The sequence below is a fragment of the Micromonospora sp. NPDC005174 genome, assembly GCF_040608495.1.
Lineage (GTDB): Bacteria > Actinomycetota > Actinomycetes > Mycobacteriales > Micromonosporaceae > Micromonospora.
Map to the genome: position 1 here is coordinate 32,931 of NZ_JBEXIJ010000012.1, position 15,141 is coordinate 48,071.

At 70.3% G+C, this 15,141-nt stretch carries 15 protein-coding genes and 1 pseudogene; 10 read left to right on the forward strand and 6 right to left on the reverse strand.

What is annotated here, in order from left to right:
- Positions 1-109 precede the first annotated feature (109 nt).
- Complete coding sequence (locus ABZU91_RS15645) at positions 110-2,053, reverse strand: N-6 DNA methylase (RefSeq protein ID WP_355239939.1); 1,944 nt, start codon at positions 2,051-2,053, stop codon at positions 110-112.
- 229 nt (positions 2,054-2,282) lie between these two features.
- Here ABZU91_RS15645 and ABZU91_RS15650 point away from each other — a divergent pair, with 229 nt between their 5' ends.
- The 5 genes from ABZU91_RS15650 to ABZU91_RS15670 all read left to right on the forward strand — a co-directional run bounded on the left by ABZU91_RS15650 (position 2,283) and on the right by ABZU91_RS15670 (position 8,790).
- On the forward strand, positions 2,283-4,058 hold the full coding sequence (locus ABZU91_RS15650) for a DUF6119 family protein (protein WP_355239942.1): 1,776 nt from the start codon (positions 2,283-2,285) through the stop codon (positions 4,056-4,058).
- Positions 4,059-4,188: 130 nt separating this feature from the next.
- Complete coding sequence (locus ABZU91_RS15655; protein ID WP_355239945.1) at positions 4,189-5,991, forward strand: ATP-binding protein; 1,803 nt, start codon at positions 4,189-4,191, stop codon at positions 5,989-5,991.
- Complete coding sequence (locus ABZU91_RS15660; protein ID WP_355239948.1) at positions 5,891-6,673, forward strand: AAA family ATPase; 783 nt, start codon at positions 5,891-5,893, stop codon at positions 6,671-6,673. Before ABZU91_RS15655 ends, ABZU91_RS15660 begins: the two co-directional genes overlap by 101 nt.
- Positions 6,670-7,062, forward strand: coding sequence for a hypothetical protein (locus ABZU91_RS15665; RefSeq protein ID WP_355239951.1), 393 nt, complete (start codon positions 6,670-6,672; stop codon positions 7,060-7,062). The genes ABZU91_RS15660 and ABZU91_RS15665 overlap by 4 nt, the downstream gene beginning before the upstream one ends.
- A 120-nt stretch (positions 7,063-7,182) precedes the next feature.
- Positions 7,183-8,790 (forward strand): hypothetical protein, encoded by a 1,608-nt coding sequence (locus tag ABZU91_RS15670; RefSeq protein ID WP_355239954.1) that lies wholly within the window; start codon positions 7,183-7,185, stop codon positions 8,788-8,790.
- A gap of 51 nt (positions 8,791-8,841) precedes the next feature.
- Here the strand turns inward: ABZU91_RS15670 and ABZU91_RS15675 are convergent, their stop codons facing one another.
- From ABZU91_RS15675 to ABZU91_RS15695, 5 genes are read right to left on the reverse strand one after another with little or no spacing between them, the layout of a single operon-like run.
- Positions 8,842-9,312 carry a hypothetical protein gene (locus ABZU91_RS15675; RefSeq protein ID WP_355239957.1) on the reverse strand — a complete coding sequence of 157 codons (471 nt, stop codon included), beginning with the start codon at positions 9,310-9,312 and terminating at the stop codon, positions 8,842-8,844.
- Positions 9,313-9,870 (reverse strand): hypothetical protein, encoded by a 558-nt coding sequence (locus ABZU91_RS15680; protein ID WP_355239959.1) that lies wholly within the window; start codon positions 9,868-9,870, stop codon positions 9,313-9,315.
- A complete protein-coding gene (locus ABZU91_RS15685) occupies positions 9,863-10,351 on the reverse strand; it encodes a hypothetical protein (protein ID WP_355239962.1) in 489 nt (162 codons plus the stop codon). The genes ABZU91_RS15680 and ABZU91_RS15685 overlap by 8 nt, the downstream gene beginning before the upstream one ends.
- A gap of 6 nt (positions 10,352-10,357) precedes the next feature.
- Complete coding sequence (locus tag ABZU91_RS15690) at positions 10,358-10,669, reverse strand: hypothetical protein (protein ID WP_355239965.1); 312 nt, start codon at positions 10,667-10,669, stop codon at positions 10,358-10,360.
- Positions 10,666-11,088, reverse strand: a complete 423-nt coding sequence (locus tag ABZU91_RS15695; protein ID WP_355239968.1) for a YbaB/EbfC family nucleoid-associated protein — start codon at positions 11,086-11,088, stop codon at positions 10,666-10,668. Before ABZU91_RS15695 ends, ABZU91_RS15690 begins: the two co-directional genes overlap by 4 nt.
- 291 nt (positions 11,089-11,379) lie before the next feature.
- Between ABZU91_RS15695 and ABZU91_RS15700 the strand changes: the two genes are divergently transcribed.
- The 5 genes and pseudogenes from ABZU91_RS15700 (at position 11,380) to ABZU91_RS15720 (ending at position 15,132) form a co-directional block, all read left to right on the forward strand.
- Positions 11,380-11,856, forward strand: a complete 477-nt coding sequence (locus ABZU91_RS15700; protein ID WP_355239971.1) for a hypothetical protein — start codon at positions 11,380-11,382, stop codon at positions 11,854-11,856.
- A 27-nt stretch (positions 11,857-11,883) separates the two neighbouring features.
- A pseudogene (locus ABZU91_RS15705) lies at positions 11,884-13,356 on the forward strand (glycoside hydrolase family 15 protein); the annotation flags it as partial.
- A gap of 89 nt (positions 13,357-13,445) precedes the next feature.
- A complete protein-coding gene (locus tag ABZU91_RS15710) occupies positions 13,446-13,682 on the forward strand; it encodes a glycoside hydrolase family 15 protein (protein ID WP_355240292.1) in 237 nt (78 codons plus the stop codon).
- Between the two features lie 73 nt (positions 13,683-13,755).
- On the forward strand, positions 13,756-14,250 hold the full coding sequence (locus tag ABZU91_RS15715; RefSeq protein ID WP_355240295.1) for a hypothetical protein: 495 nt from the start codon (positions 13,756-13,758) through the stop codon (positions 14,248-14,250).
- Between the two features lie 45 nt (positions 14,251-14,295).
- Complete coding sequence (locus tag ABZU91_RS15720; protein ID WP_355239974.1) at positions 14,296-15,132, forward strand: aldo/keto reductase; 837 nt, start codon at positions 14,296-14,298, stop codon at positions 15,130-15,132.
- The last annotated feature ends 9 nt before the right edge of the window (positions 15,133-15,141 follow it).

Below are 15,141 nucleotides of genomic sequence, written 5' to 3' on the forward strand. Positions count from 1 at the left end.
ACAACTCGTCGGGGGCGGAACCGCCCCTGGGCCCAGCAGAATTTCAGTCACGTGGGGTCTCACCGTAGTCACGTCACCGCGAATGGTGACAGCCCAAGATCGGTCACGGTTACTCCTCGTCCGGTGGACGTAGCGCTCCGCCGGTCAGGCCGATGCCGAGGGAGTGGGCGGCCTCGTCGGCGAGTCGACTCACCGTGTCGGCCGTGTCGCGCAGCTCCTGCACCTGGCGGAACGCTCGCCCGTACCGTTGCTGGTCCGGCAGCGTCAGGACCGGCACCTGCAACCGGCGGACGTCGACCCGCACGATGGTGCTTCCGGTGGCGGCGGCGTTGACGTTCTCCTCCGCGCTGAGGAACCCCGCGATGAACCACGCGTTCAGGCGCTGCGGGTCGGGCCGCAGCAGGAGGTGCTGCCGGCCCAGCGGTCGGCCGTCGTCCACGCCAGCGGCGACGCGGGCGCGGTAGGGCCGGGCGAACAACTCCGGCAGGATGACATCCCCCGCACGGATCTCGACGTCTGCCTCGACGGTGGCAGCTCGACCAGCGGGTACCGCGCGCAGCAGCGTCAGCGCCCCGCCTCGGAGCAGGTCCGCGACAGCCGTCGTACGCCAGGTCTGCGGCTGTTTTCCGGCGGCGGTCCACAGTTCACTCCGCTGCGTCACACCGATCAGCGCGTCCGCCGCGTGTCGCAGCTCGGCGTGCCTCCGCCGCACCTGGCGTAGGTGGTCCGCGGGTCGGATCGCCACCGTCACCGACTGAACGTGCCGGGCCGGAGCGAGGTCCGTCGGCCCGGCGAGCAGATCGACGACCGGCACCGCCCGCGCCACCGAGGGCACGGCTTCGAACACCCCGCCGTCGTACGCCGACCAGGCACCGAGCGCGGCCTCACGGACGGACTTCCAGCCCTGTCGTCCTGACCCGGCGGCGTCGACGAAGAGCACGGTGTCGGAGACCGCCTGAGCGCCGTCCCCCGGTCGCATCAGAACCCACAGGTTCAGACCGATGTGCGAGGGTGGCGCGGCACCGGCCGGCAGCGCGATGACCGCGCGGAGAGCCCCACTCTTCACCAGCTCGGCTCGGATACGGCGACCGGAGGCGCGTTCGGCGGTAGCAGGAGGCATCAGAAGGACGGCCCGACCACCGGGTGCGAGATGGGCGAGACAGTGTTGGACCCAGGCCAGCTCCGGCTCGCCCTTCGGTGGCAGACCGTAGACCCAGCGCGGGTCGTACGCGAGGACCTCCTGACCCCAGTCGCGGTTGCCGTACGGAGGGTTACACAGCACCCCGCCGGCTCCCAGGTCGGGGAACGCGTCGTCGCGCAGGCTGTCCCCATCGCGGATGTCGGCGCGCACCTTGCCGTACTGCAGGCCGAGCCGGGTCGCGGCCTGCGCCGCCTGAGCTGCCAGCAGATCCTGCCCGTACAGTCGGCGAGCCCCACGACGGGCAGCCGCGGCAAGCAGCCCGCCGACCCCGCAGGCCGGGTCGTACACGACGGCGGGGAAACGTTGATCGAGGGCGGGCAGCAGATCGACCATGAGATCCGCCACCTCCGTCGGTGTCCGGTACGTGCCGGTCGTGGCCGCATCGTCGATGCCCCGCTCGCCGACAAGGTCGGCGGCAACGAGCGCGCCACTTGCCCGTACGCAGCGCAGCAGCGCCCGCAGGACCGGCGCCTCGTCGTCACCGTACGTCACCGCATCGCCTGTGAGGTCGGTGGCACGCCGGATCAGATCCCGGTCGGGCAGGTCCAGTGCCCGGTCGAGGTATGCGGGGTCGAGCCGGTGCGCGGCGAGCACCAACGGCAACAGCCGTAACGGCTCACCCTTCTCCGGCCGTTCACGCAGGGCGGCTCGCAGGTCCTCCGCAGGCGTTTCGGCCGGCAGTTGACCTCGCGCCCCGAGCCAGGAGCGGACCGCCTCCAGGTCGTACGCCGGACTCGCCTCGGTCCCGCCGGAGGGTGACGGGAAGTCGGCGTGGCGGCGACGCCAGTTGCTGACCGTCGCCCGGCTGACGCCGGCCATGCGGGAGATCTCCGCAGCGGTGACCTGTGACATGCCTGCTCCTCGTTGACATCCAGTCAACACGACCCTAGGGCAGCATGCGGTTGATGACAACATGGTGGTTGACAGTGTTTTCACGCGGTGCTTTACTTTCGTTGCTTTCGCCGCACTGGTTGCGGCACTGACCACCTCCCGCGCCGAGGGCGGGACCCGCGAAGCCCGCCCTCGGTGCACCCCTCCCCCGCACCACCGCCAGCCCGACTCTCAACGCGAGGAGATCGACGTGCGCCGTGCGAGCCAGCCGACCACGACCAGAGCCACCACGACCAGACCAACCAACCGCCGTGTCGTCCGCAGGGACGTCACCCGTCCGCCGGACGACACGCCCACCCTCTTCGACCTCGACCTGCCTGCGCGAGCGGAGGGCACGTATCTCACGTCGGTCTACCAGCTCGAACGGATGACGCCGACCATCGAGGGTCTGCACGACGCGGTGAACCACCGCTACGTGCGGCAGCACGACTTCCTCATCGAGGAGCGCCTGGTCGCCGGCGCCCCGGCGCTGCTGGTGCACGGGACGGTGCCGCGTCAGCGCGCCGACTGGTGCGAGGTGCTCGCCCGGTTGACCGGGGAGGAGACCCAACTCGGTTTCAGCAGTGGCGGTGCCGCGCTGCTCGTCGCGGTGGACGACAACGTCTACGCGCTCGCCTACGGGACCGTGGGTCGTCACATGGTCGATCTGGACCTGGTCAATCCGGGCTTCGGGATCGGCTTCGCGGTGCGTTCGCTGGCCCCCGACGAGATCAAGCAGGTACGCCGGCGGGTGTTCGGCACCACCGGCCGAGTCGACCGCAACATGGTTCCGGGCGGCCAGCACATCCGGATGTACGGGATCGACAAGTGGGGCGAGATCGTCGGCCAGGTCTGCGGGCGGACGTTCAACCCGAACCTCACCGCCTGCCGGTCCACGGGTAGGGCCACGCCGGTCGAGGGCAGTGACGCCCTGCGCATCCACCTGGGTGTCGAACCCGCGAGCCTCCTCGCCGACCTGAGGGAGATCGACCGGGTCCGCAAGCAGGAGGCGCCCTTCCCTGACCTGGAGTTCATCACCCAGATCCGGCCGGTGCCGGCGCGGGATCCCCGGCTGTCCCAGGTGGAGGAACAGCTGGACCGGCTGCTCAGGCTGCGGGATCCTGCGGACGTCGGGCTGGCCGTGCCGGGCCGGGTCTTCAGCGAGATCGAGCGCGTCCGGTCGTACAAGCTTCGGGTGCCGAAGTCCGGCCTCCGTCCGGCGCGCCTGCCGGAGCTCACGTTGGCGGACGTCCTCGCGCAGACCGAGGGTGTCCCGGACGGCGAGCGGTGGGCGTCGCTCTGCACTGGGCGCATCACCCTCTACGGCGATAAGGACGGCCAGGAGGAGATCGGCTCCACTGCCGCGTCGCGATGGATCACGGCGCAGCTCGCGCACGGTGAGAGTCAGCTCCTGCTGCACGAGGGCGGCTGGTACGAGATCGGCGACCGGCACCGGGAGTTCCTCCGCGACGAGATTGAGCAGGTCCTGGCCGTTCCGGCCAGCTTCGCGCTCCCCGCCTGGACCGCTGAGCTGGCGGACGAGGAGGCGTACAACGCCCACGCCGCGAGGGTCTGCGGGCTGACCCTGCTGGACCGGAAGCTGCTGCGGACCCGCCAGCACCCCCGACGTATCGAGGCCTGTGACCTGCTCGGGCCGAACAACGAGCTGATCCACGTCAAGCGGGCCACGGGCAGCGCGGCCCTGAGTCATCTCTTCGCGCAGGGCGCGGTGTCGGTCGACGCACTGCGGTACGAGGCTGACGCCCGCACCGCGCTCGTCAAGATGGTCAAGCGACAGCCGTCCGGACGGGTCATCGACCCGGCCTTCCAGCCCCGCAAGGTGATCTACGCGATCGCCCTCGGCTCCGGTAAGCCGCTCACGGTGAACTCGCTGTTCACCTTCGCCCAGGTCGCGCTCTACCGGGCGATGAAGTCCCTGCGCAACGAGGGCGTCGAGGTCGAGGTCGTCGGCATCCCGTCGGCCTGATCCGTCTACGACATCAGCTCCACAGGTCCCGGATCAGGACCTTCGCTCCGCGCTTCACCCTTTCCGCCGCACATCTCGCGGGGTGGCCGTCCCCGGCCACCCCGCCGCGACCACGCGTTTGGAGTTGACCATGCCTGTCCCCCGCCAGACCTGCGCCGGCACGTCGGCGCTGCCGAGCCGCACCACCCCACCGGTGATCGAGCTGATCTTCGAGCGGCTGGCCGCCGCTGACGTACCGACCGAGACCGCCGAGCTGGTCCTCGCCGCGCTCACCAGCGAGGAGGAGCTGGACGCCGCGCTCGCCGGCGCTCCGGTCCGGCTCGACCCCCGCTCCCCCACCGGCGGCGACTCGGCGGAGCACATCTGGTTGAAGTCGGTGACCGTCGCCGGCTTTCGCGGCGTCGGCCCGGAGCGGACCCTCCAGGTCGACCCCGGTCCGGGCCTCACGCTGGTCGTCGGCCGTAACGAATCCGGCAAGTCCAGCTTCGCCGAGGCCGTCGAGCTCGCCCTGACCGGTGACAGCGCGCGGTGGGCCGACAAGACGAGCGTCTGGCGTACGGGGTGGCGCAACCTGCACAACCCGGACCCGTGCTGGGTCGACGTGGAGTTGCGGGTCGACGGGGTGGCGACGCCGACCCGGGTGCACCGCGCCTGGCCGGTCGACGCGGGTCTGACCGACGCCGAGGTGACGGTCACGAGCGCGCACGGGCGGCACGGGGGCCTCGACGAGCTGGGGCTGGGCCGCCCGCTGGAGCTGTACCGGCCGTTCCTCACGGCGGCCGAACTGGGCAAGCTCGCCTCCGGCACGCAGAGCCAGCTCTTCGACGCGCTCTTCGCGATCCTCGGGCTCGACGCGCTCACCGACGCGGATCAGCGTCTGCTATGCGCCGCCCGGCCGCACGACACCACCATCAAGGAGGTAGGCGCACAGCGCACCGCCCTGGCCCACGCGCTCGCCGACATCACCGACGAGCGGGCCCAGCGGATCGCCGCACTGCTGCGCGGCCGGGGAGCTGTTGACCTCGGCGCGGTCGCGGCGGTCCTCGACGAGCCGGACGAGGCGACCACCGACCGGGAGGTGCTGCTCGGCCGGGAACTCGCCGACCTCGACCCGCCGCCGGTCGACGAGGTGACCCGGCTCGCCGCTCAGCTGCGGGAGGCGGCGGACGAGGCGACGCGGTACGACGGTGGTCGGCCCCGGGCCGCGTTGCGCAGCGCCGAACTGCTCCGCCTCGCCCTCGAACAGCACGAGGACGCGGGCGACGGGCCGTGTCCGGTCTGCGCCACCGGCGCCCTTGACGGTGGATGGCGTGCGGCCGCCGCGCAGTCCGTGACCGAGCTGCGGCAGCGCAGCGTCGCCGCCCAGACGGCGATGACCCGCCGGACGGCCGTGCTACGGCAGGCGCACCACCTGATCGACGACCTGGCGGTGCCCGAGGGTCCGGGGTCGGAGGCCTCGGTCGGCGTGTTGCGCGACGCCGTGGCGGCGCTTCGACGCGTACCCGGGGAGCCTGCCGCGCTGGCCGACCCACGTGGCCGCGCGGTACCCGGCTGTGGTGTTGGCGGCGGACGCGGCCCGCGCGTACGCCGAAGGGTTCCTGCGGCAGCGCGGCACCGGCTGGCGGGCTGCGGCGGCCGACGTGCGCGAGTGGGTGGCCGCCGGCGGCGGGCTCGCGGCGCGGGAGGCGACCCTGGCCCGGTTGAAGGCCGCGCGCGCGTGGCTGAAGGGGGCGGCTATGGAGATCCGCAACGAGCGGATCGCGCCCTTCGCCGGGCATTCGCAGCGGATCTGGGCTCAGCTACGGCAGGAGAGCAACGTCGAGTTGGGTGCGATGACGCTGGAGGGGATCAACAACCGGCGGCGGGTGGTCTTCCCGGTCAGCGTGGATGGCGCCGACAACGGGACCGCGCTGGGCGTGATGAGTCAGGGTGAGATGCAGGCGCTCGGGTTGGCCACGTTCCTGCCGCGCAGCTGTGCCCCGAAGAGCCCGTTCCGGTTCATCGTGGTCGACGACCCGGTGCAGAGCATGGATCCGTCGAAGGTGGACGGCCTGGCCCGGGTGCTCGCGGAGTTGGCCGAGCAGCGGCAGGTGGTCGTGTTCACGCATGACAGCCGTCTGCCGGACGCGGTGAGCCGGCTCGACCTGGGCCGGGCTCGGATCATCGAGGTGACCCGGGCGGAGAGGTCGGTGGTGACGCTGCGGGCCGGCTCCGATCCGGTGACCCGCTACCTGAACGACGCCCACGCCCTGTCGCGCAACGACGAGATCCCCGCCGAGGTGCGCGGCCCGGTGGTGGCCGAGCTGTGCCGCTCCGCGGTGGAGGCCGCCTGCCACCGGACGGTCTGGCGGTCCCGGGTAGCGCGCGGGGTCCCGCACGCCGACATCGAGTCGGCCATCGAGGGCGCGTCGCGTCGACTGGCCACCGTCGTCGCCCTGGCCGCGTTCGACGACGCCGAGAAGGGCGGTGACGTGCTCGGCTGGCTCCACCGCCGACACGGGCGGCGGGTCGTCGACGCGTACCAGGCGTGTCGGGAAGGGGTGCACGGCGCGTACCAGGCGGACCTGCCCGGCCTGGTCGCGGACGTCCGTCTCCTCGCCGGGGCGCTGTCGTGAGCGCGCCATCGCCGCAGCGCTGCCTCGCGGCGGCCGACGAACTGCTGCGTAGGGCCGGTCTGCTCGGAGCTGCGGCCCTGAGCGCCGGTTGGTGGCCACGGGCCTGCGCCTGCCTGATCCGACTCGCCCTCGAAGGTGGCGTCGACGCGTACTGGGGGCGGGTAAAGCCGACCGTCGCGGCCTGCCGACAGGGCCGCGCGAAGCAGTTGATGCTGCGCGGCCGGCTCGGTCCGGGCCCAGAGGTCGCCCGCCGGGTGGCGTTCGCGTGGACGACGCTCTCCGCCGCCACGCACCACCACTGCTACGAGTTGGCCCCCACGGCGACCGAGTTGCGTCGCCTACACAGCGAGGTGAGCACCCTCCTCGCCCGACTTGAACCGAGCGGCTAGACCTGTTCAGTCACTCGTCTGTGGACACTACGGGGCTTGAAAGTGCCGCTCCGGTTGAGTCGGCGTGAGCAGCTAGACACGTACTGTAATGCCGCTGTTGTCGATCACGGAGGATGTGCGATGCCGCCCGAGTTCGATGGATCCGCGAACAAGGTATCCATGCCCGCTGACGACGTTTCCGACGCCACCGCTTCCCCCGACGCGGAACCGACAGTCAGCCTGGTCGAGATCGAGCCAGGGTTGGCCGTCCTCTTCGCGGACCAGCCGCCGGTCGGCTTCAACGTGATCCCCTTCGAGATGATGGGCACTCAGGCGAACAAGGGCCTGACCGACAAGCTGGCGTTGGCCTCGGGCCTCGGCAATCTTGCGGCGCAGGGCGCGCAGAGCGCGGTCAACGCGCACGGCCTGGTGCGCCTGGCGCCCGCGACGCTGCAGGCGCTCAAAATGGCGCGACCGATGACGTCGGGCGGTTGGAACCTGGGGTCGCTCGTTACGGGCAAGGGGAGGATCGCCGCCTCGGTGCGCTGGGCGCCCGTGACGGGGGCACAGACCGCCTCCATACTCTCGGCTCTCGGGCCGGCCGCCGCGCTGCTGGCGCTGCAGGTGCAGCTGGCGTCGATCTCACGTCGTATCGACGAGAACGTCGAACTCACTCGTGACGTCCTTCGTGCCCTCCATGAGGATCAGTGGGCAACGCTACTCGGCCTGCACGAGACGACGATGCGCGCCGTGCGCGAGGCCCAGGCGGCCGGCACCGTCAACGACCACATCTACTCCGCCATCGCGACCCGGGACCCCGACCTACGCAAGCAACGACTGCTCTTCCGGTCGTTCGTCCGCGGGCACATCGACGCGCTGGACACCGACGGGCAGAGCCGCCGTGCCCACATCCAGAAGAACGTCGAGCAGATCCTCGCCGACGCCCACGGCATGCTGATGGCAGAGTGGTCCTGGTATCGCTCTCAGGTGTTGCGAGCGAGTCACATCAGCCGCGACGAGGCCCATGCCGTCGAGAACGAGCGGCTTCTGACCGAGTTGGTCGCCGATACCCAGCGCGATCACACCCAGGCCATGGACGAGGTCACGGGTCTCCTCACCGACCTTGAACGTCAGTGCCGTCTGATCGCCGAACTCCCGGCCGAGCGGAGCCTGCCGTTCACCGCCAAGCGTCAGAACATCCGGGACACCGTCGCCATGGCCGAGGCTCTGGCCGAGCGGGTGGCGATTCTCCGCAACCGTGTCTACACGCAACCCGCTCCGCTGGACCCACCTCTCACCGCCTTCCCCGAGGCGGTGCCGGATGAGGTGCTGCGAATCCTCCGTTGGATAGTGCCCGGCGACCAACCCCTGCTGGCCATCGCCGATGTCAATCTCGACCGTCTCGTCGGCGACGACGCCTACCTCGGAGTGACACCCGAACGGTTCTTCATCTCGGCACAGGGCGCCGTGCGCAAACAGGGCATCATCGAGCGCGAATTCCCCCTCGCGGACCTTCGCTACGTGCGGTTCCGCGAACGTGACAAGCGAGGCCCTGTACTGGATGTCATCACGACCGAGGAAAACATCCGGCTCACCTTCGACGACTGGGCCGGCAAGGGGCAGGGGTTGGACGACACTCGCCGGCTTGCCAACCTCCTGGCTACGGCGATGAACCTACCCGAGGCCGAGCGACGCACCGATCCGCTGCTGACCGCCGCGTCCTCGACCCGGCCGGCAATTACGCCGTGACCGCAAGGCGTCCCCGTCGAAGGGCGCATCGGAGGCGACCATCACGGCCCTTCACCAGTCACGGGCCCAGTCCGGCGGCGGTACGACGGCGAGTTGCGGCTCGCCGCTGATCGATTCGAGGGCGTGCACGATCCGTAGGTCGCCGTCGGCCGCAGCGTCCTCGTCGGTGACCACCCGGCCACTGCTGCCGTCGGTGCTGACCAGCAGCCACCGATCGGGATGGATGCTGCCGTCGTCGACCAGCGCCCGCACCCCGAAGGTCTTGGCGAGAGCGGCCGCCAACTCGCGCTCGCCCTGGCCGGTAGCGTCAGCGAGTTCCGTGTCCCCGGTCAGGATCCATCCAAATTCCTCATCGTCGTCGGGAGGATTCAACATGGCGACCGGCCTCGGGTCGTCGACTTCCCGGTCCACGATCCGGCCGACGTAGACGCCGTCAGGTGAGATTCCATACTCCTCGCTGAGCAAGCGGCGAAGGGCGGCCGCAGGCAGTTCCCTCTCGAAGTGGATCTGGTAGAGCAACACTTACCCCCGGTAGCTCTTGTGATGGCGGAAAACATCCAGCGCCCGTTCCTGCGCGGCCTCGGTGAGGAACGGATTGCGGGCCATCGCGGCTCTTGCCTTCTCGATGTCACCGCCAGCGGCAATGTACTCCTTCAGGGCGCCGTACTCGGCGCGGTTCAACTGCGCCAGGCCGGGGCCCGCCTCGGGAAAGACGGTGCCGCTCGGTTCGACCGCGTAGGTACGACCGTTGACCTGGTAACGCTGTCGATCTGGATCCCAGGTGGCGCGACCGGCTGCGATGTCGTCCAGGTCCTTGGCGACGTCCGTGCCGGGCAGGACGACCGTGTTGACTTCCTTCGAGGGGTTCTTGGGTCGAATGCTGTCGAGGTTGTGCCGTGGATGAGGCGGCTTGAGAGAGATCTTCCCGGCGGGCCCGGGGACAGCTCTTCGGGCCGCATCAGTAGCGTCGCCAGCGGCCTTCGGCCCGACCTCCCTGGCTTCGCGCATCGATGCCGAGGCCGCCTTGGCGATGATGCCGGAGGCAGCCTCGCTTCCTGCCTTCCGGCCTCGCCTACCCAAGGACGATCTCCAGCGCTTGACCGATCAGGAAGTCGATAGCGATGTCAATCAGCTTCTTGAAGACGGGTATCTCCAGCAACGAGGCTCCCAGGGTCGGCCCGGCCGCGGCGATGGCCTGGACGATCGCGATGGCCAGCAGAGTCAACTGAACGATCACATTGATCTTCAGAGCGAGCACCGCCATGGCACACACCAACAACGCTGCTCCGACTGCCCGCGCTCCCGTACCGATCCCCCGCAAAACCTCGGACGCCGAATCGCTCTGGGCCCACTGAGCGCGGAAGGCTTCCAACGCCTCCCCGTGGTTGTCGCCGAGCAACGCCGCGGCCTCACTGGCAGCGGCCGAGACGGTGTCGACGTCAGCTCCGAACGCTATCCACGCCTGGCCCAGCTCGAAGAGTCGTTCCTCATCGCTCTCCGGCCAGACGTAGCCGAGTTCGTTCAGCAGGCCAGACAACTCACCCGGAATCTGGATCCCCATCGCGGGTCAGCCGAACGCACGAAAAAGGTCGCGGTTGTCTTCCTCGACCTGGTCGTAGGCATTCCCCATCAGGATCAGGCCATCGCCGAAGCCGGTCAGAGCGTTGAGGACCGAGGTGACCGAACGCTCCGCGACTCCGCTGGCGGCTTGGTAGGACACGCCAATCAGGCCGCCGACATCATCCGTGCCGAAGATGTCCCCCATTCCGTCGGCCGTCGTCCGCAGTTGCTGCCACCGTTCGCCAAGCTGGCCTGCCGCCGTCCGCACCGCCTCCCCGACCTCCCGCAGGCGATCCGGATCGACGTCAAGCGGCCTCATCGACGCGGCTCACGTAGCAGCGCCACGACGTCCTGCAGTGCCTGGTTCATCTGGGCCATCTGTCGGATCGACCGGTCCTGCACCTCGTGCAGGCTCCCCGCCAAGGCGTCGACGTCGACGGGCTGCCCGACGGCGGGCTGGCCTTCTCGCAGGACGTCGAACGCTTCGTTGACGGCGGCCATCACATGCTCGGCCAGCTCCGCCGAGGGCGTCCGCATCAGTCGCGGATCGATCGTGAGCGAGTCGAGCCTATCGCCAGCGACGCTGGCGCTGACCAGCCCGTCGGCGGCGCTGCCGTGGCCGACAGCGACCTCCCGAGAGTCCTCGGTGGTGGTTTCCGGGCCGCTTCGCACTGCCTCCAACGCGCGGCGTGTCTCGGTCAGCACATCGTCCATGGAAGACAGTTCGCGTTCGCTCACCACAACACGGGAAGATATCAGCTCAGCACGAAGCGTCAGTGGCGCGCGAGGGCCGGCGGGATCCGTACCCCTGACGTGGACATCCCTGGCTACGACAGTGGCAGGACCTGGCTACTGGCCCAGGGGCGAACTCGTCAAGAGTCTGAGCGAGCAGGTCAGCGCGACGGCCCCGGTGGCTTATGGTGATAAACCGGACGCTCACCGGGTGGGCGTCCGGCCGTGGGATACGCGCTGCTCAGCCGGAGGGTGGACCGATGATCGAGCACGCCTGCGGCGTCGACGACTGCTGAGATGGACTGGGCCGGATGGGCGTTGTTCGGGTTGGTCGCCACCGCGCTGCTCACCGCGGCGATGATCACCGCTCAGCTTGCCGGCCTCACCCGGCTCGACCTGCCCCTGGTGCTCGGGACCTTCGTCACCGCCGATCCCGACCGGGCCCGGGTCGTCGGGTTCTTCCTGCACCTGTGCGTCGGTCAGGGGTTCGCCCTCGGGTACGCGGGCACGTTCACCCTGTTGTACCGCGCCACCTGGTGGATCGGAGCGCTGCTCGGGATCGTGCACGTCGGGATCGCCCTGACGGTGCTCCTGCCGCTGCTTCCTGGTGTCCACCCCCGCATGGCGTCGCAGCGGGCGGGACCGGCCAGCACGGCGGTGTTGGAGCCGCCCGGGCTGTTCGCCCTCAACTACGGTGTCCAGACTCCCCTGGTCACGGTTGTCGTCCACGTCGTCTACGGGGTCGCTCTCGGACTGCTACTGCAAGCCAGGTGACCCGCCGCTCGTCGAGGAGCGGTCGCCGTGACTGGTGAGCGACCGATCAGCGACTACGGGCTGCTGGGCGACACGCGTACCGCCGCCCTGGTCGCGAGCGACGGCGCGATGGACTGGCTCTGCGTACCGCGATTCGACGGTGAGCCACTGTTCGGCCGGCTGGTCGGGGGCCCGGACGCGGGGACGTTCCGGGTCGGCCCGGCCGGGCCGGCCACGGTCGTCGAACGGCGGTACCGGCAGCACACCGCCACCTTGGAGACGACGTGGGCGGTGGGTGACGGCCGGCTCCGCCTCACCGAGGCGATGGTGGCCGAGGTCAGCGGGTGTCTGCTCCCCACGACACTGATCGTGCGACGGTTGTCGGCCGAGCAGGCAGCGGTCGAGGCCGTGGTGCAGTTCGATCCCCGCCTGGGCGCACGGCACCGCAGGCCACGGGTCCAGCACCGGCGGCAGACCCTGGTGTGTGAGTGGGGTGCACTGGCGGTTGCGCTGGACAGCACGCCCGCATTGAGGATCGAACCGGGCCGACCCACGCCGGTCACGGTCCGGCCGGGTCGTCCGGTCACCCTCGTCCTGGCCGTGGCCTACCGCGAACCGGTGATCCACGTCGAGCCCACGGCCGCCTGGGACCTGCTCGTCGAGGACGAGGCCCGCTGGCGCGCCTGGACCGCGGAGATCGACGAGCGGGTGCCGTTCCGGGAGCACGTCGCACGAAGCCTGCTCACGATGCGGCTGCTCACCTACTCACCCTCGGGAGCGCCGGTGGCCGCGCCGACCCCGTCGCTGCCCGAGGAGCCCGGCGGTGAACGTAACTGGGACTACCGCTACGTCTGGCCCCGCGACGCCAGCATCGGCATCAGCGCCTTCCTCAGCGTCGGCAAGGCCGACGAGGCCCAGGGCTTCCTCGCCTGGCTGCTGCACGCCAGCCGGCTGCAACGGCCGCGCCTGCCGGCGCTGCTCACCCTGCATGGCCGGCACGTACCGGCGGAACGGGAACTTCCCGGTTGGCCCGGCTACCTCGACAGCCGTCCGGTACGCCTGGGCAACGCCGCCGCCGGCCAGCACCAGCTCGACGGCTACGGCTGGGTGATCGACGCCGCCTGGGCGTTCGCCCAGACCGGACACCGCCTGTACACCGAGACGTGGCGGGCGGTACGCGGGTTCGCCGACGTGGTCGCCCGGTGTTGGCCGGAGCCCGACGCCGGCATCTGGGAGGTGCGGGAACCCGCCCAGCACGTCCACTCCAAGCTGATGGGCTGGCTCGCCTTGGACCGCGCTCTGGCCATCGCCGACACACACCCCCTGCCGGACCGTCAACGTCGACGCTGGCAGCGATCCCGGGATGCCATCGCCGCCGAGGTCCGGACGCGTGGCTTCGACCCGACGACGGGTAGCTACGTGCGCACCTACGGCTCCCCGGACCTCGACGCGGCGCTGCTCGTCCTACCGCTGCTCGGCCTGGACCGGGCCGAGTCACCCCGGGTACGCGGCACCATCGACGCCATCCGGGACGGCTGTCCGCCGGGGGTCCACTGCTCTACCGCTACCCGCCGGGGCGTGACGGCCTCCCCGGCGCCGAGGGCGCGTTCCTGCCCTGCTCGTTCTGGCTCGTTCAGGCCCTTGCCCGCACCGGGCGTCGCCGCGATGCCGTCGAGCTGTTCCAGGCCATGGTCGACCACGCGAGTCCCCTCGGCCTGTACGCCGAAGAGGTGGACCCGGCGACGGGCGCCCACCTCGGCAACTTTCCCCAGACACTGACCCACGCCGCGCTCGTCCAGGCCGCGCTCGCCATCCGCGACGCCCCGATGGTGTCTTCAGTATCGTGAACAGACCAGAGGCAACCGGTTGGGGCATCGAACCGCTTTCTGCTGCATGAGGTTCGACAAGGAGCGCACCGTGATGGTTGACCTTCGCGCCGGGCTGGTGGCGACGATGCTCGTCGTCACGATCGCTGGGTGCTCCGACAACGGCCGCACCGACGAGCCGCCAGATCGGACCGTCAGCGCGAGCCCGACACCGGTCCAGACCGACAGAGACCCGATCGCGAAACGGTTCCCGCGCCTCGGCGACTTCGTCGAAGCCCACTGGCAGGCGGCAACGGCCGGGGGCGAGAGCCGGGTCTCCGTACCGGGCCCGACCGACACACAGATCGAGGCACTGGTCGTGCTGCGACCCGACACCATCGCCACGATCCTCAAGGGCTACGAGTGGCAGCCCGCGCCACCCGGCTGGGAAGTGTCGCTGAGCGCCGAGCTGCGTCCGTTCCTGCCCACCGGTGGCACGTGGCAGGTCAGTGAGAAGTACGCCGAGGACGTGCGGACGGCACAGTACAACGGCACCGTCTACCTCGATGCCGGCAGCGGCACGGTCTTCCTACGGGTCATCGACAGTTGACCCAGCCGACGATGACGCGCCGATCGTGCGGGTAGGGTCCCGATCATGACCATCCCGCACCTGACCGCTGCCGACGGCACCGCCCTGCCGGCGATCGGACTCGGCACGTACCAGCTCAACGGTTCGGCGGGTGCCGAGGCGATCGGGCACGCGATCCGGGCGGGCTACCGGTTGCTCGACTCGGCGGTCAACTACGAGAACGAGGGCGCGGTGGGACGGGCGGCCCGGGCGGCCGGCGACGTGCGCGACGAACTGGTCGTCACCTCGAAGCTGCCGGGGCGGCACCACGACTACGACGAGGCGCTGACCACCATCGAGGAGAGTGTCTTCCGCACCGGCCTCGACCGGATCGACCTGTACCTGATCCACTGGCCGAACCCCAAGGTCGACAGGTATGTGCAGGCGTGGCGGGCGTTGATCGAGGCGCGCGAGCGGGGTCTGGTGCGGCACATCGGGCTTTCCAACTTCCTGCCCGAGCACATCGACCGGCTGGTCGCCGAGACCGGGGTCGCCCCGGTGGTCAACCAGATCGAGGTGCACCCGTACTTCCCGCAGCAGGAGGCGCTGGACTACCACCGGGAGCACGGCATCCTGGTGCAGGGGTGGAGCCCGCTCGGCCACGGCAACGACCTGCGACAGCACCCGGTGATCGCCGAGATCGCGGCCGCGCACGGCGTCAGCACCGCCCAGACGATCCTGGCCTGGCACGTGGCCCGCCAGGTGATCCCGCTGCCCAAGGCCGCGTCGCCGCAGCGGCAGGTCGAGAACCTGGCCGTCTTCGACCTCGCGCTCACCGACGCGCAGGTCGAGGCCATCACGGCGCTGGGCCGCCCGGCCGGGCGGCTGTCAGATCAAGACCCCGCGGTGTACGAGGAGTTCTGACCGACCCAC

Excerpts from the sequence above, each read along its gene's own strand:
- ABZU91_RS15700 (WP_355239971.1), top strand. The coding sequence starts at position 11,380 with ATGGACTGGGCCGGATGGGCGTTGTTCGGGTTGGTCGCCACCGCGCTG.
- ABZU91_RS15660 (WP_355239948.1), top strand. The coding sequence starts at position 5,891 with ATGACGCTGGAGGGGATCAACAACCGGCGGCGGGTGGTCTTCCCGGTC.
- ABZU91_RS15715 (WP_355240295.1), top strand. The coding sequence starts at position 13,756 with ATGGTTGACCTTCGCGCCGGGCTGGTGGCGACGATGCTCGTCGTCACG.
- ABZU91_RS15645 (WP_355239939.1), bottom strand. The coding sequence starts at position 2,053 with ATGTCACAGGTCACCGCTGCGGAGATCTCCCGCATGGCCGGCGTCAGC.
- ABZU91_RS15690 (WP_355239965.1), bottom strand. The coding sequence starts at position 10,669 with ATGAGGCCGCTTGACGTCGATCCGGATCGCCTGCGGGAGGTCGGGGAG.
- ABZU91_RS15670 (WP_355239954.1), top strand. The coding sequence starts at position 7,183 with ATGCCGCCCGAGTTCGATGGATCCGCGAACAAGGTATCCATGCCCGCT.
- ABZU91_RS15685 (WP_355239962.1), bottom strand. The coding sequence starts at position 10,351 with ATGGGGATCCAGATTCCGGGTGAGTTGTCTGGCCTGCTGAACGAACTC.
- ABZU91_RS15720 (WP_355239974.1), top strand. The coding sequence starts at position 14,296 with ATGACCATCCCGCACCTGACCGCTGCCGACGGCACCGCCCTGCCGGCG.
- ABZU91_RS15655 (WP_355239945.1), top strand. The coding sequence starts at position 4,189 with ATGCCTGTCCCCCGCCAGACCTGCGCCGGCACGTCGGCGCTGCCGAGC.